16 protein-coding genes are annotated in these 24,735 nt (G+C 42.5%); 9 read left to right on the top strand and 7 right to left on the bottom strand.

The window, feature by feature from the left end; all coding sequences use genetic code 11:
- Positions 1–89 precede the first annotated feature (89 nt).
- The 3 genes from xylA (at position 90) to NST01_RS09460 (ending at position 3,735) form a co-directional block, all read left to right on the top strand.
- A complete protein-coding gene (xylA, locus tag NST01_RS09470) occupies positions 90–1,427 on the top strand; it encodes a xylose isomerase (protein ID WP_341041844.1) in 1,338 nt (445 codons plus the stop codon).
- 33 nt (positions 1,428–1,460) lie between these two features.
- The gene (xylB, locus tag NST01_RS09465; protein ID WP_076822077.1) at positions 1,461–2,954 is read left to right on the top strand and encodes a xylulokinase; all 1,494 of its coding nucleotides are present in this window, start codon (positions 1,461–1,463) and stop codon (positions 2,952–2,954) included.
- Between the two features lie 94 nt (positions 2,955–3,048).
- The gene (locus tag NST01_RS09460) at positions 3,049–3,735 is read left to right on the top strand and encodes a glycoside hydrolase family 11 protein (protein ID WP_007500674.1); all 687 of its coding nucleotides are present in this window, start codon (positions 3,049–3,051) and stop codon (positions 3,733–3,735) included.
- A gap of 46 nt (positions 3,736–3,781) precedes the next feature.
- Here NST01_RS09460 and NST01_RS09455 read toward each other — a convergent pair whose 3' ends face one another.
- Positions 3,782–5,821 carry a molybdopterin oxidoreductase family protein gene (locus NST01_RS09455; RefSeq protein WP_046526854.1) on the bottom strand — a complete coding sequence of 680 codons (2,040 nt, stop codon included), beginning with the start codon at positions 5,819–5,821 and terminating at the stop codon, positions 3,782–3,784.
- Positions 5,822–5,939: 118 nt separating this feature from the next.
- Entirely contained in the window at positions 5,940–7,136 is a 1,197-nt protein-coding gene (locus NST01_RS09450; protein ID WP_052320494.1) for a cytochrome P450, read from the bottom strand.
- A gap of 469 nt (positions 7,137–7,605) precedes the next feature.
- Here NST01_RS09450 and proC point away from each other — a divergent pair, with 469 nt between their 5' ends.
- Genes proC through NST01_RS09435 form a run of 3 tightly spaced genes read left to right on the top strand, consistent with a single transcriptional unit; the run spans position 7,606 to position 10,836 of the window.
- Positions 7,606–8,403, top strand: a complete 798-nt coding sequence (gene proC / locus NST01_RS09445) for a pyrroline-5-carboxylate reductase (protein ID WP_414092564.1) — start codon at positions 7,606–7,608, stop codon at positions 8,401–8,403.
- Positions 8,404–8,430: 27 nt separating this feature from the next.
- A complete protein-coding gene (gene proB / locus NST01_RS09440; protein WP_236797570.1) occupies positions 8,431–9,549 on the top strand; it encodes a glutamate 5-kinase in 1,119 nt (372 codons plus the stop codon).
- Positions 9,550–9,567: 18 nt separating this feature from the next.
- The gene (locus tag NST01_RS09435) at positions 9,568–10,836 is read left to right on the top strand and encodes a glutamate-5-semialdehyde dehydrogenase (RefSeq protein WP_025207480.1); all 1,269 of its coding nucleotides are present in this window, start codon (positions 9,568–9,570) and stop codon (positions 10,834–10,836) included.
- 199 nt (positions 10,837–11,035) lie between these two features.
- On the opposite strand, the gene NST01_RS09430 is transcribed toward NST01_RS09435, so the two are convergent.
- Complete coding sequence (locus tag NST01_RS09430) at positions 11,036–11,605, bottom strand: GNAT family N-acetyltransferase (protein ID WP_052320493.1); 570 nt, start codon at positions 11,603–11,605, stop codon at positions 11,036–11,038.
- Between the two features lie 88 nt (positions 11,606–11,693).
- Here NST01_RS09430 and NST01_RS09425 point away from each other — a divergent pair, with 88 nt between their 5' ends.
- Complete coding sequence (locus NST01_RS09425; protein ID WP_129548335.1) at positions 11,694–12,515, top strand: MerR family transcriptional regulator; 822 nt, start codon at positions 11,694–11,696, stop codon at positions 12,513–12,515.
- Positions 12,516–12,574: 59 nt separating this feature from the next.
- On the opposite strand, the gene NST01_RS09420 is transcribed toward NST01_RS09425, so the two are convergent.
- The 3 genes from NST01_RS09420 to NST01_RS09410 form a co-directional block, all read right to left on the bottom strand.
- Positions 12,575–14,404 carry an ABC transporter ATP-binding protein gene (locus NST01_RS09420; protein WP_212337989.1) on the bottom strand — a complete coding sequence of 610 codons (1,830 nt, stop codon included), beginning with the start codon at positions 14,402–14,404 and terminating at the stop codon, positions 12,575–12,577.
- Positions 14,401–16,134, bottom strand: a complete 1,734-nt coding sequence (locus NST01_RS09415; RefSeq protein ID WP_341041831.1) for an ABC transporter ATP-binding protein — start codon at positions 16,132–16,134, stop codon at positions 14,401–14,403. Before NST01_RS09415 ends, NST01_RS09420 begins: the two co-directional genes overlap by 4 nt.
- Before the next feature lie 94 nt (positions 16,135–16,228).
- Positions 16,229–17,131, bottom strand: a complete 903-nt coding sequence (locus NST01_RS09410) for a LysR family transcriptional regulator (RefSeq protein ID WP_065460521.1) — start codon at positions 17,129–17,131, stop codon at positions 16,229–16,231.
- A gap of 153 nt (positions 17,132–17,284) precedes the next feature.
- On the opposite strand from NST01_RS09410, the gene gltB reads away from it, so the two are divergent.
- Positions 17,285–21,856, top strand: a complete 4,572-nt coding sequence (gene gltB / locus NST01_RS09405) for a glutamate synthase large subunit (RefSeq protein ID WP_341041828.1) — start codon at positions 17,285–17,287, stop codon at positions 21,854–21,856.
- Positions 21,857–21,872: 16 nt separating this feature from the next.
- A complete protein-coding gene (gene gltD / locus NST01_RS09400; RefSeq protein ID WP_008346585.1) occupies positions 21,873–23,357 on the top strand; it encodes a glutamate synthase small subunit in 1,485 nt (494 codons plus the stop codon).
- Positions 23,358–23,420: 63 nt separating this feature from the next.
- Here gltD and NST01_RS09395 read toward each other — a convergent pair whose 3' ends face one another.
- The gene (locus NST01_RS09395; protein ID WP_008346586.1) at positions 23,421–24,623 is read right to left on the bottom strand and encodes a nitrate/nitrite transporter; all 1,203 of its coding nucleotides are present in this window, start codon (positions 24,621–24,623) and stop codon (positions 23,421–23,423) included.
- Between the last annotated feature and the right edge of the window lie 112 nt (positions 24,624–24,735).

The raw sequence follows: 24,735 nt of genomic DNA, 5'->3' as shown, positions 1-24,735 counted from the left end.
ATATGGAAAATTCAAAGAGATTAGTTGGTAAACTCGTTTATTCGTTTGTTGAATCAACTTACTAAGTGAATATATAGGGGGAATCACTTATGGTCAAATCAAATATGACTTCGTCAAGTAGTTTACAGGGGATTGGCAACATTCAATATGAAGGAAAACATTCAAAGAACCCATTCGCATTTAAATATTATAATCCGAGCGAAATGATTGGCGGAAAGACAATGAAAGACCACCTGCGATTTTCCGTCGCTTATTGGCATACACTGACTGCTGATGGAACAGACATGTTTGGAACTGGCACGATGAAAAGGGCCTGGGATTCTTATAGTGGAATGGATTTGGCGAAAGCTAGATTGGAAGTGGCTTTTCAGCTCTTTGATCTATTGGATGTTCCGTATTTTTCATTCCATGACCGTGATATTGCACCAGAGGGCGACACGCTTCAAGAGACCAATCAGCAGTTAGACATCATCATAGAAAGAATGAAAGATTACATGCAGCAAAGCGGGGTTCGGCTTCTATGGAACACGGCTAATATGTTTAAGCATCCAAGATTTGTTCACGGTGCAGCGACATCCTGTCATGCAGATGTATTTGCCTATGCAGCTGCACAAGTGAAAAAGGGCATCGAAACAGCAAAGGAACTCGGCGCAGAAAATTATGTTTTCTGGGGAGGACGAGAAGGTTACGACACACTGCTGAATACAGATATGAAAAGAGAGCTTGATCATTTGGCGACCTTTTTGCATATGGCGGTCGATTATGCAAAAGAAATTGGATTTACAGGTCAATTTTTAATTGAGCCAAAGCCGAAGGAACCGACAACTCATCAATATGATACGGATGCAGCGACATCGATCGCCTTTTTAAAACAATATGGATTGGATACACACTTTAAATTAAATATCGAGGCCAATCATGCGACATTAGCGGGTCATACGTTTGAGCATGAGCTGCGTGTAGCAAGAATTCATGGACTGCTCGGTTCCGTTGATGCCAACCAAGGAAACTCCCTTCTAGGATGGGACACAGATGAATTCCCAACGGATTTATATGCCACAACACTCGCCATGTATGAAATTTTGCAAAATGGCGGACTTGGAACAGGCGGTCTCAATTTTGATGCAAAAGTCAGAAGAGCCTCCTTTGAACTGGAAGATCTTCTGTATGCCCATATTGCGGGGATGGATGCATTCGCAAAAGGGCTGCGGGTGGCTCATAGACTCATAGAAGACCGTGTGTTTGAAGATGTGATCAAGCACAGGTACCGCAGTTTTTCTGAAGGAATTGGACTGGAGATTTCAGAAGGAAAGGCAAACTTTCATACATTAGAAGAATATGCACTGAAACATCCGCTCATCAGAAACGAATCTGGCAGAGAGGAACAGCTGAAAGCCAGATTAAATCAATATTTGTTAGAAGATTAATGGAGCGGGCGGATGTTTTGAAGGAGTGAACACATGAAGTATGTGATGGGAATTGATCTTGGAACGAGCGGAGTTAAAGCGATATTAGTAGATGAGAGCGGGAAGGTATGCTGCGAGACGACTAAATCTTACCGCCTCATTCAAAGCAAACCAGGTTATTGTGAGCAAAATCCTGAAGACTGGGTAGAGCAGACGATTGCCGCGATGACAGAACTTATGGAGAGAAAGCCTGTTCAGTCAAGGCAAGTAGAAGGCATCAGTTTTTCTGGACAAATGCACGGACTTGTTTTATTAGATGAATTCCTTCAAGTGCTCAGGCCTGCCATCTTGTGGAATGACACAAGAACAACACCGCAATGCGTGCGCATGACAGAAAAGCTAGGAGGCAGGCTGCAAGCGATCACAAAAAATCAGGCATTAGAAGGATTTACACTGCCAAAGTTGTTATGGGTAAAGGAACATGAACCAGAAATTGATCAACGAATCCATTTGTTTTTACTTCCAAAAGATTATGTCAGATATCGATTAACCGGTGCTATTCATATGGACTATTCTGATGCGGCTGGTACGTTACTGTTGGATATGGGAGAACAAGCATGGAGTGAGGAGATTTGTCAAACCTTTGATATTCCGATTCGTATTTGCCCGCCGCTCGTTTCATCGGAGGCGGAGGTTGGAACACTCTTGCCGCAGATCGCAAAGGAAACCGGGATGGCAGAAGAGGTGAAGGTTTTTGCGGGTGGAGCGGATAATGCTTGCGGTGCCATTGGTGCCGGCATTTTATCATCAGGTCACACACTATGCAGCATTGGCACATCAGGTGTCATTCTTTCCTATGAAGAAAATCATAACAGAGAGCTGAATGGAAACTTGCATTTGTTCCATCATGCAAAAAAAGACGCTTTTTATACAATGGGGGTCACTTTGTCAGCAGGTTATAGCCTCGATTGGATTAAATCTTTACTTGCTCCAAATGATTCGTTTAAAGACCTTTTAGCCGGAGCAAAAGATATAGCGCCTGGCGCAAATGGATTGCTATTTACGCCATATTTAGTTGGGGAAAGAACGCCTCATGCAGATTCAGTCATTCGTGGAAGCTTCATTGGATTAGACAGCCGGCATAAAAAAGCGCATATGGTTAGAGCTGTGCTTGAAGGAATCACTTTTTCATTAAATGAATCGATCGCTTTATTCAAGCAGGCGGGAAAAAGCATTGATTCCATCGTGTCTATTGGTGGAGGTGCGAGAAGTCATACATGGCTTCAAATGCAGGCAGACATTTTTCAAGCTGAGGTGATACAGCTTGAAAATGAGCAAGGGCCCGCATTAGGTGCAGCGATGCTTGCAGCAGTTGGATGCGGCTGGTACGAGTCACTTGAGGCGTGCGCGGATCAGTTTATCCATCAAGCGGTCGTATTTACACCAAATCAACAGCATGTCGATGTATATGATCATCTCTTTCGTTTGTATCAAAGCATTTATACAAACACAAGAGACATTCATGCGGGTCTAGCACAGTATCGATAATCTAGTAGTGAGTAGGGGCATGAAAGGAGGTGATGAATTCATTTCATCTTAGAGATGACAGAATTAAAAGGATGAAAAAGGAGAGGAATGGACGATGAATTTGAGAAAATTAAGACTGTTGTTTGTGATGTGTATTGGACTGACGCTTATACTGACGGCTGTACCAGCCCATGCGAGAACCATTACGAATAATGAAATGGGTAACCATAGCGGGTACGATTATGAATTATGGAAGGATTATGGAAACACCTCGATGACACTCAATAACGGCGGGGCATTTAGTGCAGGCTGGAACAATATCGGAAATGCTTTATTTAGAAAAGGGAAAAAGTTTGATTCCACTAGAACTCACCATCAGCTTGGCAACATCTCCATCAATTACAACGCAAGTTTTAACCCAGGCGGGAATTCCTATCTATGTGTCTATGGCTGGACACAATCTCCATTAGCAGAATACTACATTGTTGATTCATGGGGCACATATCGTCCAACAGGAGCGTATAAAGGATCATTTTATGCTGATGGAGGCACATATGACATTTATGAAACAACCCGTGTCAATCAGCCTTCCATTATCGGGATCGCAACCTTCAAGCAATATTGGAGTGTACGTCAAACGAAACGTACAAGCGGAACGGTCTCCGTCAGTGCGCATTTTAGAAAATGGGAAAGCTTAGGGATGCCAATGGGGAAAATGTATGAAACGGCATTTACTGTAGAAGGCTACCAAAGCAGCGGAAGTGCAAATGTGATGACCAATCAGCTGTTTATTGGCAACTAAAAAAGTCAAAGAAAAGAGCCGGGAGCAAAACGCCTGGCTCTTTCTATCATAATTTTTCAACTTCGACTCTGCCGGAAAAGAACGTCGCACCACCGCCCATATCTGCCAAACGATCAGGTGTGAGGCCATTCACCAAATGTTTTTTGCCTTTTTGGTCTGCCCATAATCCCTGGCTGACAACAACGCCAGATAACACATTTTGTCCGACTGACACGATCAGCTCGCATTCTCCTCGATCATTCAGCACACGAACCATGTCCCCATCTTCAATCTGTCTTTCTTTTGCATCTTGTTCATTCATATGAAGCTTCGGAAATTTCTCTAGCTTTTGATGCTTCTCATGAAGAGAGAAGGTGGAATTAAGAAAATTATGGTTTGGTCCCGGTATAAACGTTAGTGGATAATCACTTTCCTTGAATAAAGGTACATAGGTTGGAAGGGCTGGATATCCATCTTTTTTCATTTGTTCAGAGTAAAGCTCAATTTTCCCGCTTGGGGTAGGGAGCTTTAAATCTTTGAAAGGCCCTCGTTTTGCTTTGATCCACTTTTTCTCTTTTAACGCTTGATATGAGATGTTTTCATAGTGCGGATTTTCAGGATGATGAAGAGCTTGTTCCATTAGTTCCGCATCTGTGTCTTTAAAGGCTTCATCTTCAAAGCCCATCGCATGAGCCAAAAGACGAAACACTTCTGTGTTTGATTTGCTTTCTCCATAACGTTCAATAACAGGTTCTTGAATTTGAATGTAATGATGCCAGTAAGAAGTATAAAAATCCTCGTTTTCAAAGGCAGATGTCGCTGGCAGAACAATATCCGCATAAGTGGCTGTCTCTGTCATGAACAAGTCATGGACAACCGTAAATAAGTCTTGCCGCATTAAACCGTCTCTTACTTTATTTGCTTCAGGTGTCACAACAGCCGGGTTGCAAGAGTAGACAAAAAGAGAATCAATAGAAGGTTCTGCGTTCGTTAGCACGCTGCCCAGCTGATTCATATTAAATGTTCTAGGTTCGCGTTCCTTTAATAATTCCGGTCGCTGAAGAGCGGTTTCATTATAACTAAGAAAAGAAGAGTTCGATTTCATCGCACCGCCGCCTTTGTGCAGCCATTGACCGGTGAGGGCAGGGAGACAGGAGATGGTTCGAATACTCATGCCGCCATTATCGTGATGCTGTAGCCCATTGCCAATACGAATGAGAGACGGCGTTGTCTCTGCGTACATTCTCGCAAGTGTGATGATGTCTTCTTTCGGGACACCCGTGATTTGTTCAACCGTTTCTGGATCATACTGCTTCACATGCTCGCGAAGTTCATTGTGACCGACCGTGTAAGTCTCTAAAAATGACGCATCTGTGCGGTCTTCTTTAAAAAGGACATGCATGATCCCAAGAGCTAGCGCACTGTCAGTGCCAGGGCGAAGCGGAATGAACCAATCTGCCATCCGGCCCGTTTGGTTTTTGTGCACATCAATGACGACAATTTTAGCCCCTTGCTTTCGAGCTTTTTGTGCCAACGTGATTTGATGCATATTGGTTGAAACCGCATTGATGCCCCAAAAGATAAATAGTTTCGTGTGAATGGTCTCTTCTGGGTCTGTCCCGATGCTTGCGCCCATTGTATATTTATAGCCTGTTGTTCCGGCTGACTGACAAATGGTTCGGTCTAGCTGACTTGAGCCAAGTCGATAGAAAAAGCGGCGGTCCATTCCTTCTGCATTAAGATTCCCCATATTCCCATAGAAGCTGTAAGGCAAAATGCTTTCTGGTCCTTTTTCTTCGATCAGCTTTGTCCATTTTTGACGAATGGTTTCAATCGCTTCTTCCCACGTAATTGGTGCAAACTGCCGGTCACCTTTTTGACCTACACGTTTTAATGGCGTTGTCAGACGTTTTTCATCATATAAACGAGCTGTGACATTCCGCACTTTATTGCAAATGTTTCCTTGAGTGACTGGATGATCTGGGTCTCCTTGAACTTTAACGATCTTTCCGTTCTCTTTATGGATTAAAAGACCGCACTGGTCAGGGCAATCTAACGAACAAACTGATTTGAATATTCCGTCTTTCATTGCTGTGTAATCGGTCATACGTTTAGCTTCCTTTCCGAATTCCGTGATCACTGTACATATGGATTTTATTTTAGCATGTTCAGACGAGGAAGGTAAGGATAAGCATATGAAAAAAAGCCCCTAATGAAAGGGACTTTTAAAAACGGGTGACCTGCACAGGGAATTCTTTGACCCCAAACACAAACGTGCTTTGAATCGGTTTCAGCTGATCTGCCGCACAGGTGATTTCCCGAAACGTACGGAGTAAAATCTCAAGTGCTAGATGAGCCTCAAGCCGGGCGAGAGGGGCACCAAGACAAAAATGGATGCCGAAGCCAAAGCTCAAATGCGGATTTGATTTTCTGTCAAGACGAAACGTATCCGGATCGTCAAACTTCCGTTCATCACGATTCGCAGATGCCACCCAGCTGATGAGATAGTCTCCTTTTTCAATGTGAGAACCGGCAATCTGAACATCCTCTGCTGCAACTCGCCCAATCGCTTGAACAGGCGGATAATAGCGTAGCGTTTCTTCTGTCAATTGAGGAATGAGAGACAGGTCTTGCCGCACTGATTCGGCGATATGCGGCTGCTCTGTTAAAAGTCGTACGGCATTTGTGATTAAATTCGTTGTTGTTTCATTACCAGCAACGAGTAAGAGTATACAAAAGCCAAGCAGTTCATTTTCTGATAAACGCTCACCGTCAATTTCCGCTTGGATGAGAAGGGAGATTAAATCATCGGCTGGCGTTTCTTTTCGTTTTTGGATCAAATGAGCAAAGTACTCTGACAGCTCTTTTTCTGCTTGTTTTTGCATGTCGACAACGGCTTGAACAGCTTCTTTTGAATCATCTTTGGCTCCTGCAACTAGAGCATCTGAATGTTTTTTGATCAGCTCTCTGTCTTTCATTTCTGCACCGAGAAGCTCGGCGATGATCATGACAGGTAGGGGAGCGGCCAGATCTTGCACAATATCGAAGGTTCGTTGATCCTTTACTTGATGTAATAGATCATGGGTCAAGTCTTTGATCTTTTCTTCTATTTGTTTGATCGCTTTTGGCGTGAAGGCTTTATTGACGAGTGCTCTCATTTTGGTATGTTTTGGAGGGTCCATTGTTAAAATACTCGTTTTAGATGTACTTCTTCCTCGCTGTGATGAAAACACTTTTGGCTGCTTCAGAACGGACTGAATATCAGCATATCGAAAGAGATCCCAGCACTTTCTCGTTTCATCGTATCGAATATCACCCTGCGATCTTAATTCATTGTAGATAGGGAATGGGAAAAGAAGGTCATCTGTAGATCGGATTTCTTTCATTGGGATGACATTGACGTAATTTTCTTTTACTTTCATTATGAACGCTCCTTTTTCTCTTGATTCCCTTTCACGGTATCACCACGAAAAACGCATTTCAACGGACATGTTTTCTAAAATATGTCAATAGTCTAATCGAAAGATTCAAACACATTCATCCTATAGGAAAATAGAAAGTCATCAAAATGATAGCGCTTTCTAAAAACTAGAATTGAAGTCACCGAAACCAAAAATAAAATGGTGAATTCAGTCGAACGAAAGGGTACTATGATTCAAATCTGTATAGTTCTTTTGATCTAAATTGATGATTTTAAAAAACACGGCTAACATACATACCGCAAGCTGTTCAGCGTGTATTCGGGACTTTTGAAAAGCGCTGGCTCTTTCTTGACACGATTTCTCATCATGTTACGATAACTAACGTGCGAAAAACACGAACAAAAAGCGAACAAGGGAGAGGATCAATATCATTGATCAAAAGAAAGTTGCTTTCATTGGAGCAGGTTCTATGGCGGAAGGAATGATTGCAGGTATTGTGCGATCAGGTCAGATGCCTCTCAGCCAAATTTACGCAACAAACAAGCAAAATAAGCAGCGATTAAACGAACTAACGAAACGCTACGGAATCCAAACAGCCACAATGGATTCATTTCCTTTTGAAGAAATGGATATGTTGATCCTGGCAATGAAGCCAAAGGATGCTGAAACAGCACTTGAATCATTAAAACCTCATATTCAGAAAGATCAGCTCATCCTGTCTGTACTTGCAGGTGTGAAATCATCGTATATTGAAGACATGCTGCATGAAGGGCAGCCTGTTATGCGAGTAATGCCAAATACGTCAAGTACGATTGGGGCGTCGGCGACCGCTTTATCTGCTGGACGTTATGTGAAAAATGAACATGTAAGCATGAGTCGGGCTCTTTTATCTGAAATGGGAGAAGTGTATACCATTCAGGAAGAGCAAATGGATATTTTCACAGGAATTGCCGGAAGCGGTCCAGCTTATTTTTATTTCTTAATGGAAAGAATCGAAGAGGCTGGAGAAGAAGCTGGCTTATCAAAAGAAATGTCCCGTCAAATCGGTACACAGACACTTCTCGGTGCAGCGAAGATGCTGCAAGAAACAGCTGAAAATCCTTCTGTCCTCAGAGAAAAAATTACGTCACCTAATGGAACAACGGCTGCAGGACTAGATGCATTAGATGATTTTGGCGGAGGAGAAGCCATCAAGCAGGCCGTCAAACATGCCGCCAATCGATCAAAAGAAATAAGTGAACAGCAAAAACAAAAAGTATCGATATAAATAGAGCCTCAATACAGGAGTGATAAGGTGTACGCAGATAAAGAGAGAAAACGAATTGTTGTGAAAATCGGAAGCAGCTCTCTTACTAGCTTTCAAGGTGAGATTAGTTTAAAAAAACTAGAAAACCTCGTCAATCAAATTGTAAAACTCAAAGATGAAGGACACGAAGTCATTTTGGTCTCATCTGGTGCGGTTGCAGCTGGTTACCGAAAATTAGGATTTATTGATAGACCGAAAACACTGCCAGAAAAACAGGCGTCTGCCTCAATAGGGCAAGGGCTTTTAATGGAGTCATATTCTACTTTATTTTTATCGCACGGTTATATTGCTTCACAGCTATTAATTACAAGAAGCGATTTTTCAGATGAAACGCGCTATCAAAATGTGCGAAATACAATGAATGTGTTATTAGATCGAGGGATCATCCCGATTATTAATGAAAATGATACAGTGACGATCAATCGTTTGAAGTTTGGAGATAATGATACATTGTCTGCAAAAGTAGCTGGACTGATTGATGCGAATTTCCTCGCTATTTTATCTGATATTGACGGCTTGTATGAAGATAACCCTCATACAAACCCGAATGCGAAGAGAATTCTAGAAGTCACAGAAATCACAGAAGACATCGAAGCAGCCGCTGGAGATGCGGGAAGCAGCGTTGGCACAGGCGGAATGAAATCAAAACTCGATGCTTTTAAAATTTCAATGGCCGCAGGCATCAATGGCTTTTTGGGAAAAGCCGATACGCCTCACATTTTAGACAAAGCCATTAATGGGACAGAGGACGGCACTTATTTTACAGCTGACGAAAATTTAGCGCCGCTGAATTATAAAAAACAGTGGATTGCTTTTCATTCTGGCCCAAAAGGCGAAATCGTTGTTCAAGAGAAAACACAGGAGCTTCTCATGCATCGTGAGAAAAGTCTGGATTCTGACGGCATAGTCGATGTAAAGGGTTCGTTTAAAAGAGGCGATGTTGTCCGTATTTTAGATCAAGATGAAAGAGAAATAGGGCTTGGCATTGTCAATTATGCGTCCGACGAACTCGCACTCAACGGTGACTTGCTACAGGATGAAGTGGTGCATGTCGTAGATCTTGAAGCGTTTGTTTGTCATTTAGATTTATCAATACCAGTTTGCTAATCATAAGGGAGGAATTTCATGACACTGACAGCTGAAGTTGTCACATCGGTCAAAGAAAAAGCGAAAAAAGCAAAGCACGTATCAAAAAAACTAGGTTTACTTCAAACAGAGGAAAAAAATGAGGCGCTGCTGAAAATAGCAGAAACGCTCGAACAGCAAAGTGATTTTATTTTACAGGAAAATCAAAAGGATTTAGAGGCAGGAAAAGAAAAGGGCTTCTCTGAAGCATTAATGGATCGATTAATGTTAAATGAAGAGAGAATTCATGAGTTTGCGGAAAGTTTGCGGCTTGTGACGAGATTAACAGATCCTGTTGGAGAAATATTGGATGAATGGACTCTTGAAAACGGCTTACATGTGAAAAGCCGAAGAGTACCGCTCGGCGTGATCGGGATGATCTATGAAGCGAGACCGAATGTCACTGTCGATGCAGCAGGGCTTGCCCTCAAGGCAGGCAACTCAGTGATTTTAAAAGGCGGTTCCTCCGCTATTTCTTCCAACAAAGCCATCGTCCGCGTCATTCATGAGGCATTGGATCAAACAAAGATCCCTCGTGATGCGGTACAGTTTATTGAACAAACAGACCGTTCATCGGTTCAAGCGATGTTTCATCTAAAAGAGTGGATTGATGTTTTAATCCCGAGAGGCGGGGCTTCTTTAATCAAAACCGTTGTAGAAGAATCGACCATTCCAGTTCTTGAAACAGGGACAGGGAACTGCCATATCTTTATTGATCAAACAGCGAATGTAGAAAAAGCCATTCAGATTGTCATCAATGCGAAAACAAATCGTCCGGCCGTTTGTAATGCGCTTGAGACTCTGATCGTTCATCGCGATTGGCTGAAAGAAAATGGTGCAGCATTGAATGAAGCACTCCTTCAGCATCATGTCACTGTGCATGGAGATCAAGACGCTCAATCTTTCTTTTCCGAAGCGGTTCCTGCGGAGGAAGTAGATTGGACAGATGAGTATTTAAGTCTTGATCTTGCGGTGAAAGTCGTTGACTCAATTGAGGACGCCATTCACCACATTGATCAGTACGGAACGAAACATTCAGAAGCCATCGTAACAGAGGATGAAAAAAACGCACAAATCTTTCTAAACGAAGTCGATGCAGCCGCTGTTTATCATAACGCATCTACACGTTTTACAGATGGCGGTGCACTAGGATATGGCGCTGAAATTGGCATTTCTACTCAAAAACTGCACGCAAGAGGGCCAATGGGACTTCCTGCACTGACAACAACAAAGCTGCTTCTATCTGGTGATGGTCAGATTAGAAGCTAGAATGAATGTAACGAACACTACCTTTCTTCTTGGGGTAGTGTTTTTTTAGTGTATGAGAAAAGAAGAGAGAAAAAGGGGGAACGACATGGAAACGATGCTGAAGCACTGACAACTCTTGAAAAAGAAGACAAAGGGCTAAAATGAAGTCCATTTTAGCCCTTTGTCAACAATCTGAAATTCCCCATAAGAGGGAGTTTTTTTATGAACTTGAACAATCTTTTTTCATGACTTTCTCAAATTTGAAAAATTCAAATGTCTCAGGCGCTAAAGGGTCATTTTCTTGATCGTTCTCATGAGGCAAGCTCGGATCTGGATGGTGCAAGTGATAAAACTCAACAATCTGAAACCCGCATTTGTTCACATAAAAATGAATGTTGCGCTTTTCAAAATAAGGAGTGACAACTTCCCACACCTTCGTTTCTGGATATTGCGCCTCAATGGCTTTCCATGCTGCCTGACCAATGCCGCGGCTGTGAGATGATGAAGAAATGTATAATAGGTCCACCGAATTGCGGTGTGTGAGAGGGTTGATTTTTAAAACAACGCCTCCTGCCTTTTGACCGTTTAGTAAAATATGATAGACAAGGTTCTCAGTCGAATAAAAAGATTCATCAATCGACTCATCAGGAGGAATTGGTCCACCTTCTGCATCGCCAAATGCATCAATGATGCCAGCTGTGAAAGCATCTTGCAGTTCTTTTTTCATCAAAGGGAAGTCTTCTTGATTTGCAAGTGATAATGTGACTTGATCTTGTGCGATTTTGTTCATGTGTAAATCCTTTCTCCACATATGTGGTGTTTCTGCATGTTATCATAAAGGATGGAGTAACTCCATAGTCAAGAAAGGAGCCCTAAAAATGATGAACGATGTTCAAAAAACATTTTTAACTGGAGAATTTGCGGCATTATTTGAAGTGAAAAAAGATACACTGCTTTATTATGATAAGATCGATTTGTTTAAGCCGGCAGGTGTTCAGGAAAATGGGTACCGTTATTATACATTTGAACAGTTTGATCATTTCATGGCCATTCAATCTCTTCGTGCTGTTCAATTTCCGATCAAGCAATTAAAACAATACTTTACTGAGCCTTCTCAGGAAAAATTGCAAAGCCTGGCGGTTGAGCAAGCAGAAAAGGTCGGGGAGGAGATCCAAAAACTACAGGATATTCAATCTTTTCTTTTTCGTGTGATCGAGACAACGAATGAATTATCATCAGTGAAAACAGGGGAGGTCTTGTTTCAAGAACTGCCAGAAGAACCGATCGTCCTCAGTACATCAAACCCGATTGATTCAAACACACCTATAGAAGAAATTTCTCGAATTGTAGGAGAATTTCTGAAAGGGATTGGTATTAAAGGTGCCGCGGCAAATGGTTCTGTTTTAAACAAGGAGCAGTTTTTGCAGCGTCATTATCATCAGTCTGATAGGCTGTTTTGCCGAATGGAAGGGCCGGATGCAGTCAAAAAGCCTGCGGGTCTATATGCAGTCATGTATCAACAAGGAACATATGAAGAGATGGAGACTGCCTATTCACGTTTATTAGATCGAATCGAAGCAGAGGATATGATACTGGATGGAGATGTCTTTGAGGAGTATTTACTTCATTCTCTGATGTCTAAAAATGAAGCGGATTACATGACGAAACTTAGTGTGAAAGTCAGAAAACGGGAAGCTTAAGGCATCACAAAAAGGATAGACAGGCATTTTTACATGCTGTCTATCCTTTTTGGTGCTGTTTAACCGACTTGGTTTTCGGCAAATTGACTCATATAGAGGTCTGCATAAAAGCCTTTTTCTTTCAAAAGCTCACGATGAGTTCCTTTTTCAATGATCGTGCCATCTTTCATAACTAAAATGAGATCGGCATCTTTAATCGTTGAAAGTCGATGTGCAATAACGAAGCTTGTTCTGCCGTTCATTAATTCATTCATCGCTTTTTGAATATGCATCTCTGTCCGTGTATCGACACTGCTTGTTGCTTCATCTAAGATTAATATCTTCGGATCAGATAAGATGGCACGGGCGATGGTTAACAGTTGACGCTGACCTTGTGAGAGGTTGCCTGCATCTTCCGTTAAGAGTGTGTCATATCCATCTGGAAGGGTGCGGATGAAATCGTCTGCATAGGCATGTTTAGCGGCCTTCAACACATCCTCTTTTGAAACATTTGGTCTGCCATATGCGATGTTGTCATAAATTGTGCCTTCAAAGAGCCATGTATCCTGAAGAACCATCGCAAATAAGTCACGTACTTGCTCTCGGCTGAGGTCGGTGGTTTTTACGCCGCCAATGCGAATAGAGCCTTGATCTAGCTCGTAAAAGCGCATTAACAGATTAATAATCGTTGTTTTTCCAGCGCCTGTTGGCCCAACAATGGCCACCGTTTGTCCTTCTTGGACATGTAAATTCAAATCTTTAATAATGGATTGATCTTTCTCATAACCGAAGTGAACTTGCTCAAAGGCCACATCTCCGGTAAGAGATTCAAGATCAATCGCTGCATCTTCTTCCGCATGTTCTTCTTCCTCATCCAAAATCTCAAACACCCGTTCAGCAGAAGCGATAGCAGATTGAACTAAGTTTGCAACACTGGATGCTTGCACAAGCGGCTGCGACATTTGCTGAGTGTATTGGATAAATGCCTGCACATCCCCAACACGAATATTCCCGTTAATGACAAGAATTCCGCCAGCAACACTTACCGCCACATAGCCAAGGTTCCCAATAAAGGTCATCATCGGCATCATTAAGCCGGAGATAAATTGTGCTTTTCTTGAGGATTCATACAGCTTTTCGTTTAATTGATCAAATGTATCAATGGCTTTCTTTTCATAGCCATACGCGCGCACTGTCTGATGTCCTGTAAACATTTCATTAATATGTCCATTGATCATCCCTAGTTCTTTTTGCTGTGCTTTAAAATGCTTTTGCGAAAATGATGTAATGCCTCGAATCGCAAACAAACTAAGAGGTAGCGTCAAACAAACAAGCAGCGTCAGCAGCGGACTGATGAAAAGCATCATGACGACAATCCCAATGACTGTAATAACAGATGTAATCACTTGCGTGAGTGCCTGCTGTAAAGAAGTATTAATATTATCAATGTCGTTCATCACCCGGCTCAGCGTGTCTCCGTGTGTTGTTTTATCAAAATAACGAAGGGGGAGACGTGTGAGCTTGTCATTTGCTTCTTGCCTTAATTCAGCAATGGTCTGCTGCGAGACACCCGCCATTACATATTGCTGCACGAATGAGAAGAGAGAAGCCACGACATATAATAGAACAAGCAACAATAAAATGCGTGAAATGACATCGAATTGAACGCCAGTTCCTTGTGTAAAACTTTCAAATAGGGAAGAGGTGGCATCCCCAAGTAATTTTGGACTGACGACATTAAAAACGGTTGAACCGATCGCTGCAATCAGGACAATGATCAGCTGAAATTTTCTCGGTTTTAAATAGCCCGTTAAACGAAGAAGTGTTTTTTTAAATTCCTTTGGTTTTTGTACTGGGCCCCTTGGGTGACCGCCTTTATGTCCCATTCCAGAAGACATTTTTTTACTCATCCTTGCTCCACCTCCTGACCTTCCTGTGATGCGACGATCTCTTGATAGACAAGGTTATCTTTCAGTAACTGTTCATGTGTACCGATACCTGCTATTTTTCCATCATCTAACACAATGATTTTATCGCTATGCTTCACTGTGCTGATTCTTTGAGCCACAATAATCAAAGCAGCATGCTCTTTTTCAGCTTCTAGCGCTGACCGAAGTTTTGCATCCGTTTTGTAATCAAGGGCAGAGAAGCTATCGTCAAACAGGTAGAATGCAGGTTTTCTTACGAGTGCTCTTGCGATCGAAAGACGTTGTTTTTGACCGCCAGAGAGATTCGAACCCCCTTGGTCTATCTCTGCGTGAATTCCGCCATCTTTTTGCAAAACAAATTCTTCGGCCTGTGCTGTCCGCAGTGCCTGCCAAATCTCGTCATCTGTAGCATCTCGTTTGCCAAAGCGCACATTATCAGCAATGGTTCCGCTAAATAAAATGGCTTTTTGAGAAACATAACCCATCTGACTTCTCAGTTTCTCTTGAGGCAATTCTCTAATATCGACACCATCTAATATAATTTTTCCTTCTGTTGCTTCATAAAAACGTGTCATCATCTGAAGAAGGGTCGTTTTCCCGGAACCTGTACTGCCAATGATCGCCGTCGTTTCACCCTTTTTGGCTTCAAACGTCATGTCTTGAACGGCTGGTTTTTCAGCATTTGAATAATAAAATGACACATTCTCAAAGCGAATAGACTGGGCTGGCTGATCAAGTTTAGTGACAGTCTCTTTTTTGTCTTTAATTCTTGGTTCTAGATTTAACACTTCATTCATCCGTTTAGCTGATGCCTGAGCTCTAGGCACCATAATAAAACTCATAGACAGCATAATGAGTGCCATTAAAATCATCATCGCATATTGAATGAAGGCGATCAGATTCCCGACTTCCATCTGTCCGGCATCAATCCGATTAGCGCCAATCCAGACAATGCCGATATTCGTGAAGTTCATGATAATGAGCATAAAAGGGAACAAGTACGCCATTAATCGATTGACCTTAAGGCCAGTATCCTTATACGATGTATTGGCTTCTTGAAAACGTTCCTTTTCGTCATCTACTCGGTTAAACGCACGAATGACCCGAATGCCTGAAAGCGACTCTCTCATAATCAAGTTCAGCCGGTCCGTTTTTTTCTGAAGCTGGCCAAAGAGGGGGATCGCTTTTCTTGACACCAAATAAATGAACCCGCCAAGAAGGGGGAGAGCTGCTAAAAAGATGAGAGATAACACAGCATCTCTAGATACAGCCAAAATAATTCCACCAACGAGCATAAGAGGCGCCCGTGTCATCATTTGTAAGATCATGATCGTGACATCTTGAACTTGTTTCACATCATTTGTGGATCTTGTAATAAAGGAAGATGTCCCGATTTTTTGAAATTCTTCTAATGAGAATTGTTCGACATGCACAAACAGCTGTCTTCTCATATCACGCCCGAAGCCTAGAGCTGTCTTAGATGACAAGTAGGACTTCCAAATCGTGAGCAAGATGGCAAGTAAAGAACAAGCCACCATCCAGCCCCCAACCTTCCATATATAAGCGACATCTCCTTGGACGATCCCGACATCAACGATATCTGCTGTAAGCGTCGGTAAATACAGCTGGAGCATACTGCTCAAAAAGGTGAGAATCACAATGAACACAACGGATAGCCGATAGGGCTTTAAAAACGATAAAATTGATTTCATACGATTACCTTTCTTCCATATAGTCTGTTGTTCTGTAACTCATCATATACAAAGAGGGATTATTTCTACAAATGAAATGTCTTGTTTTAGTGAATTATTTATATTGTTCAATTTTAGAAAAGAAATCCTTCACAAACACATAAAAATCATGGGCAGAAGGAGACATTTCTCGCGTTTTAGATGCAATAATGCCAACCGTTCTTCTCACTTGAGGAAAATCGATCGGAATTTTCACTGTAAATCGCGGTGTTGTTTCATAAAAGGCACTTTCGGGTAATAAGGTAACACCCATTCCTGCCGATACGAGACCTTTTATGGCATCCAAATCTTCTCCTTCAGATGAAATGGTAGGCTCATAGCCAGCCTGCTTACAGGCATCAACCGCAATTTGTCTCAGCACATACCCTTCAGGAAATAACACGAAATGATCCTTTCTTAAATCACTTAAATGAATGCTCCTTTGTCCGCTAAAGGGGTGGCTAACCGGTAAAAGGGCATAAATGCTTTCAGAAAACAAAATATTTCCTTCTATTTGAGAATCGTTTGTCGGTACAGGTCCTAAAAAGGCAAGATCGATATCACGATTTTTAACGGCTTCAATGAGAAACTTATAAGAACCTTGACGAAGTAAAAAATCGACTTCTGGATATTCCAGCTTAAATGCGGAAATGACAGAAGGGAGCACTTGGCTTGCTAGACTTGTAGGAAAGCCAATATTCACCGTCCCTTTGTGCGGATCTAAGTATTCATCAATTTGCTCTTTTGCGTAATCAATGGCTTTGAGTGCAGTTCTGACATGATCTAAAAATTGTCTGCCGATTTTCGTTAATTTGATATTTCGTCCTTCTCGTTCGAATAAAGCCACTCCAAGTTCTTCTTCTAAATTGGCAATCTGCCGGCTGATGGCAGATTGGGCAACGTGTAAGTTTTCAGCCGCTTCTGACACGTGTTCACGGTCAGCAACTTCTACAAAATAACGTAATTGACGAAGCTCCATTTTTGCACTTCACACCCATCTATCTCAAAAAGAGATTGTTTTGATCTAAATTATATATTGTTTATATTAATTTGAAAACTTAAAATAAGTTACAGAGTTTGTGAGATTTTATTACTGTGAAAAAACGGATCTTTTAAACGGGGGAGAGAAACGATGACTTATAATCAACTACCACAACCACAAGGTCTCTACCGTCCTGAATTTGAACATGATGCATGTGGAATCGGACTGTACGCCCATTTAAAAGGGGAGGCGACACATAGCATCGTCAAAAAGGGATTGCAAATGCTGTGCCAGCTTGATCACCGCGGCGGGCAAGGCAGTGATCCGTATACAGGTGATGGTGCCGGTTTAATGGTACAACTGCCAGACGCTTTTTTTAGAAAGAACTGCCAAGACTTTGCACTTCCAGAAAAGGGCCGTTACGGGGTAGGAATGGTGTTCTTTTCAAAAGATGATGATGCCAAAACGCGTCAAGCGATCGAACAAAAGATCAACGGCTTCATTAAACAAGAAGGGCAAACATTAATTGGCTGGAGAACGGTCCCTGTTGATGCTGGGAAAATTGGAACGGTTGCAGCGAAGAGCTGTCCGGTTGTGAGACAGGTCTTTATCGGAGCAAACGACAACATTACAGACCGTTTGTCATTTGAACGAAAACTATATGTCATCCGTAAGCAGGCTGAAAACTGGGGAACAGCAGAGGAAAAACAATTTTACTTTGTCAGCCTGTCGAGTCAAACCATCGTATATAAGGGGCTTTTAACATCAGATCAAGTCGATGCTTTTTATCTTGATCTACAGGATGAAACATTTGTTTCTGCATTTTCACTTGTTCATTCAAGATTTAGTACAAATACATTCCCGACATGGGAACGAGCGCATCCAAACCGTTACTTAATTCATAACGGAGAAATCAACACATTAAGAGGAAACATCAATTGGATGAGAGCAAGAGAACAGCAATTCGTGTCTGAAGCCTTCGGAGAAGATCTAGACAAGATTTTGCCAGTGCTGAATGCAGACGGAAGTGATTCATCCATTTTAGACAATGCCTTTGAATTTTTCGTGCTTGCAGGGCGTACTCCTGCTCATACAGCGATGATGCTGATTCCTGAGCCGTGGACGGAGAATACGCACATGTCAAAAGAGAAACGGGCATTTTATGAATACCATAGTTCGTTAATGGAGCCGTGGGATGGCCCGACAGCGATTTCGTTTACGGATGGTAAACAAATCGGCGCCATCTTAGACCGGAACGGATTAAGACCCGCGAGATACTATGTGACAAATGACGATCATATCATTTTCTCATCTGAGGTCGGCGTCATCGACACAAATGAAGAAGATGTGAAGTATAAAGACCGTCTTGAACCAGGTAAAATGCTGTTAATCGATTTAGAAGAAGGACGCATTATTTCTGATGAAGAAGTGAAATCTTCGATTGCGAATGAACTTCCTTATCAAAAATGGCTCGATGAAGAAATGGTTCACGTCAATCGCTCGGAAGAAAATTCAGAAAATTCTAGTATAATGAGTGATTTGTTAACGCGTCAGCGTGCTTTCCATTATACGTACGAAGACATTCAAAAGTATTTAATTCCTTTACTAGAAGAAGGCAAGGACCCAATAGGCTCGATGGGAAGTGATACACCGCTTGCTGTGTTATCAGATCGTGCGCAGTCGCTGTTTTCTTATTTCAAACAGCTGTTTGCTCAAGTGACAAACCCGCCAATTGATGCCATTCGTGAGCAGCTTGTTACATCGACCATGACTTGGTTAGGTGCTGAGGGAGATATTTTACATCCAAATGAATATTCATGCCGAAGAATTAAACTTTATACACCAGTTTTAACAAGCGGGCAGTTCAACGGCTTGAAAACGATTGTTCATAACGCCTTTAAAAGCAAAACGATTCATACACTTTTCACTGATGACCTAAAACGAGGTCTTGATGCGATGTTTGAAGAGGCAGAAAAAGCCATTCGTGAAGGGGTATCTTTACTAATTCTTTCCGATCGTGACATGACGGAAGAAAAAGTGCCGATTCCACCACTTCTTGCATTGAGTGCACTTCATCAGCATCTTGTGCGTCAAGGCTTACGAACAAAGGTGAGCTTAATCGTCGAATCTGGAGAAGTAAGAGAGGTTCATCATTTTGCCGCACTGATTGGCTACGGTGCAGATGCGATCCATCCGTACCTCGTTTACGAAACATACAAACAGCTTATTGCTGAAGAAGCGATTGCGATTAGCTTTGATGAGGCTGTCACAAAGTTTGGGAAAAGTGTGACTGAGGGCGTCGTTAAAGTAATGTCTAAAGTGGGAATTTCCACTGTCCAAAGCTATCGAGGCGCACAAATTTTTGAAGCAGTCGGCATTAGTGAAGATGTCATCCAGGCGTATTTCACAGGAACAGCTTCACAGCTAGGCGGTATTGATCTTGACACCATTGCAAGTGAAGCAAAGCTTCGTCATGAGGCTGGGTATCAGGCATCAACTGATCAAACGCTAGAATCAGGCAGTGAATTCCAGTGGAGAAAAAATGGAGAGCATCATGCCTTTAACCCAAAAACCATTCATACTCTTCAGTGGGCATGCCGCAACGAAGATTATGATTTATTTAAGCAATATACGAAGGCAGCGGATGAAGAACGAATTGGTTTCCTTAGAAATCTATTTGCTTTTCGTTCAAAACAAAAGCCAGTTCGTCTGGAAGAAGTTGAATCTGCTGAATCCATTGTACGCCGCTTTAAGACAGGTGCGATGTCATTTGGTTCATTAAGTAAAGAAGCGCATGAAGCACTAGCGATTGCGATGAACCGAATTGGCGGCAAAAGCAACAGCGGAGAAGGCGGGGAAGACCCTGCACGCTTTACAGTAGATGAGCAAGGGGATGATCGCAGAAGTGCGATTAAACAGATTGCTTCTGGCCGCTTTGGTGTGAAAAGTCATTATTTAGTCAATGCAGATGAACTGCAAATTAAAATGGCGCAAGGTGCAAAGCCGGGAGAAGGCGGACAGCTGCCAGGAAATAAAGTATATCCTTGGGTCGCAGACGTACGTGGTTCTACGCCAGGTGTTGGCCTAATCTCACCACCTCCTCACCATGATATTTATTCAATCGAGGATTTGGCTCAATTGATCCATGATTTGAAAAACGCAAACCGTGACGCACGCATCAGTGTCAAGCTAGTTTCTAAAGCTGGCGTTGGAACGATTGCAGCAGGTGTTGCAAAAGGGACAGCTGATGTCATCGTAATTAGTGGATATGATGGCGGTACTGGAGCTTCTCCGAAAACAAGTATTAAACATACAGGACTTCCTTGGGAGCTTGGATTGGCAGAAGCGCATCAAACCCTTGTCTTAAACGGCCTTCGAGAGCGAGTCGTTCTTGAAACGGATGGGAAATTGATGACAGGACGCGACGTTGTCATGGCTGCGATTTTAGGAGCAGAAGAATACGGCTTTGCGACAGCTCCACTTGTCGTATTAGGATGCGTCATGATGAGAGCGTGTCATTTAGATACTTGCCCAGTCGGTGTCGCTACTCAAAACCCGGAACTTCGCAAAAAATTCATGGGTGACCCTGATCACATTGTCAACTTCATGATGTTTATTGCAGAGGAAGTAAGAGAAATTTTAGCTGAACTTGGCTTTACATCAATGGATGAATTGATAGGGCGTACGGATGTCTTATCAGTAAGTGAAAGAGCAAAATCACACTGGAAAGCAGGACAGCTGAACCTTGAAACCCTGCTTTATCAGCCAGAGGGACCACGCACATTCAGAACGCCGCAAAATCATAAAATTGATGAATCACTGGATATGAATGAGATTCTCCCTTATGTACAGGAAGCGCTCGATCATCAAACACCGGTTGATCTGTCACTAAACATTCGCAACATTCACCGTGTAGCTGGAACGATTACGGGCAGCGAAGTGTCTAAGCGCTACGGAGAAGAAGGCCTGCCAGAGGATACGATCACACTTCGGTTCACTGGTTCAGCTGGACAAAGCTTCGGCGCATTTGTTCCAAAGGGGATGTCTTTATATTTAACAGGTGACTCAAATGACTATATCGGCAAAGGACTCTCTGGAGGCAAAATTGCTGTCAAAACATCTGATCACTTTGTACAAAATGGACATGAGAACGTGATTGTCGGTAACGTTGCATTTTACGGCGCGACAAGCGGAAAAGCGTTTATTAACGGTCGTGCAGGTGAACGTTTTGCCGTGCGTAATTCAGGTGTCAATGTGGTCGTTGAAGGAATCGGTGATCACGGCTGTGAATACATGACTGGCGGACGTGTTGTCATTTTAGGTGACGTCGGGAAAAACTTTGGCGCAGGGATGTCTGGCGGTATCGCTTACGTGCATACATCTGATGCAAAACAGTTCAAAAGAATGTGCAACATGGAAATGATCATGTTTGAAAAACTCACAGATCACGAAGAAGAACAAGAAGTGAAGCAAATGATTCAGGAACACCTTGATTATACAAACAGCTCAAAAGCAGCAGCGCTTCTAGAGAACTGGGCAAAAGAAAAGAATCAATTCATTAAGATCATTCCGAGAAATTACAAAATGATGCTTCAAAGTATTGAGGAACAAAAACAAGCAGGCCTCAGCCACGAGGAAGCTGTTATGTTCGCATTTGAAGCAAACACAAAACCGAAAAATAAAGAAACGGCAAACGGGCAAAAAGCAGCCCTCGCTCATTAAGAAAGGGGAGAGGACAATGGGCAAAGCAACAGGTTTTATGGATTATAAAAGAGAAAAGCCAAATGAACGTGACCCTCTCACTCGTCAAAATGACTGGAAAGAATATTCAGCTCCTTATACAGATGAGGTATTGAAACAGCAGGGTGCTAGATGTATGGATTGCGGAACACCGTTTTGTCAAATTGGGATGGAGATCAGGGGCGGCGTTTCTGGCTGCCCGATCTACAATTTAATTCCAGAATGGAATGACCTTGTCTACCGGGGCAGATGGAAAGAAGCGCTTGAAAGACTACAAAAAACGAACAATTTCCCTGAATTTACTGGAAGAGTATGTCCAGCACCTTGTGAAGGCTCATGTACCGTCGCGATCAATGATCCAGCAGTATCGATTAAAAATATCGAACGGACGATCATTGATAAAGGCTTTGAAAATGGCTGGATTACACCAAGAATTCCTTCAAGTCGTACAGGGAAAAAGGTTGCTATTGTCGGATCAGGACCAGCAGGGCTGGCAAGTGCAGACCAACTAAACCAAGCAGGACACGCTGTAACCGTGTTTGAACGATCTGATCGTCTTGGCGGACTGCTCACTTATGGTATTCCGAATATGAAGCTCGACAAAGAAGTCGTTGAGCGCAGAGTTAAACTGCTAAGGCAAGAAGGCATTGACTTTGTGACCAATACAGAAATTGGTGTGGATATCACGGCTGATGAACTGAAAGAGCAATTTGATGCGGTCATCCTTTGTACAGGTGCACAAAAGCAGCGTGACTTGTTAATTGAAGGTAGGGAAGCAAAAGGGATTCACCTGGCAATGGATTATTTAACACTCGCAACAAAAAGCATGCTTGATTCAGGATTCAAAGATAAAAACTTTATTGACGCAAAAGGGAAAGACGTCATTGTGATTGGCGGAGGAGATACAGGCGCTGACTGCGTCGCAACTGCACTTCGCCAAAAAGCAAAAAGTGTTGTTCAATTCGGAAAGCATCCAAAGCTTCCAGATACACGTGTAGGGGATAACATGTGGCCAGAACAACCTTATGTCTTCTCTCTAGATTATGCTTACGAAGAAGCACAAGCAAAATTTGGAGAAGATCCGCGGCAATATTCGATTCAAACCACAAAGATTGTGGCTGATAAAAATGGGAAGTTAAAAGAGCTTCATACCATTCAAATGGAAAAGGTGAAAAACGAGCAAGGGAAGTTTGAATTTCATGAGATTCCAGGAACAGAGAAGGTATGGCCAGCTCAGCTAGTCTTTATTGCGATTGGTTTTGAGGGAACTGAACAGCCGCTAGTGAAACACTTTGGCGTGGACAGCAAAAACAATCGGATTGACGCAAAATATGGGGAATATACGACGAATGTAGAAGGCGTATTTGCAGCGGGAGATGCAAGACGCGGTCAAAGCTTGATTGTCTGGGCAATTAACGAAGGCAGACAAGTGGCGCATGAGGTAGACCGTTATTTAATGGGGAGTTCGGTTCTGCCAAAATAGGTCAAACAAAGGGTGTTTACCATATATAGAGAAAAGCCATGACCAAAGAGTGGTCATGGCTTTTTATGATTCAGACATGGTTGGCTGGATAATGACTTTTTTACGTTTGAACTGGGAGACAACCAAACAGAGGAAGACAGCAAGAACAAAAAGAGAAATGGTCAAAAAGCCAAATGTATAGGAGCCCGTCATTTCTTTTAAACTGCCAAGAACGTTTGGTAAAAAGAATCCCCCAATGCCTCCTGCAGCCCCTACAATTCCAGTCACAATCCCAATTTCCTTATGAAACACTTGCGGCACAAGCTGGAACACCGCCCCATTCCCCATACCAAGACACATCATTCCGACAAATAAAAGCGCAATGACCACTGGTAAAGCAGGTAGACTACTCACTGCCCCTAAACAGATACCAATCAAAGCAAATAAACCGAGCAGTACTTTCATCCCGCCAATTTTATCGGCAATCAAACCGCCAACTGGCCGAAAGAAGCTGCCTGCCGCCACGCAAAGCGTCACAAAATCACCGGCATGAATTTTTGAAATCGCATATTGGTCCACAAAGAAAATACTCAAGAAACTTGAAAGGCCGACAAAACCACCGAATGTAATCGCATAAAGCAGGCAGAAAAACCACGTTGTTTTCACTTGAAAGACTGAAAAATAGGACCGAAGCGGCTGAGGGGCGGGCTGGTTTGGTGCATCTTTTGCTGTGAAAATAAAAAACAAAAAGACGAAACTTAAAGGAATAAGAGCGAGCCCCATCACTGTATGCCAGCCATACATCTCCGCAAGCCTTGGTCCAAAGAGTGTCGAGATCAGTGTTCCGCTGTTTCCGGCGCCGGCAATTCCCATCGCTACCCCTTGTAAATGAGGAGGGTACCAGCGGCTTGCCATCGGTAAAGCGACCGCAAAACTCGCACCTGCAACCCCTAATAAAATCCCGATCAGTACTAGCTCTGAAAGGGTTGTACCACCGAAAAACCCCCATATAAGCGGAATGGTGGTCAAAATCATGCCCATCATCGCTGTTTTTTTAGGTCCCATTCGGTCTGTTAATAGGCCTAGCACAATTCGAAAAAAAGATCCGGATAAAATCGGAATGGCTACAATCATGCCTTTTTCTATTGTCGATAAGGCAAAATCTTGTGCAATAAAAGCACCGAGTGCCCCCAGCAAAACCCAAATCATGAAACTCACGTCAAAATATAAAAATGAACCAAACAATGTCTTAGGATGACCACTAGAAGTCAATTCTGAGAGTTTCACAAAACCACTCCTTTATTTTGAATTTTCTGACTTAAAGATAGCGAGTTGATAGAAGGAATGGAAGTATTGTGTTAGAAAAAATGACATGGATAAACACTTTTTTACAAATGTG

The organism is Bacillus sp. FSL R7-0166, assembly GCF_038008935.1.
Taxonomy (GTDB): Bacteria; Bacillota; Bacilli; order Bacillales; family Bacillaceae; genus Bacillus; species Bacillus altitudinis.
This window is presented reverse-complemented; position numbering and strand designations above follow the sequence as displayed.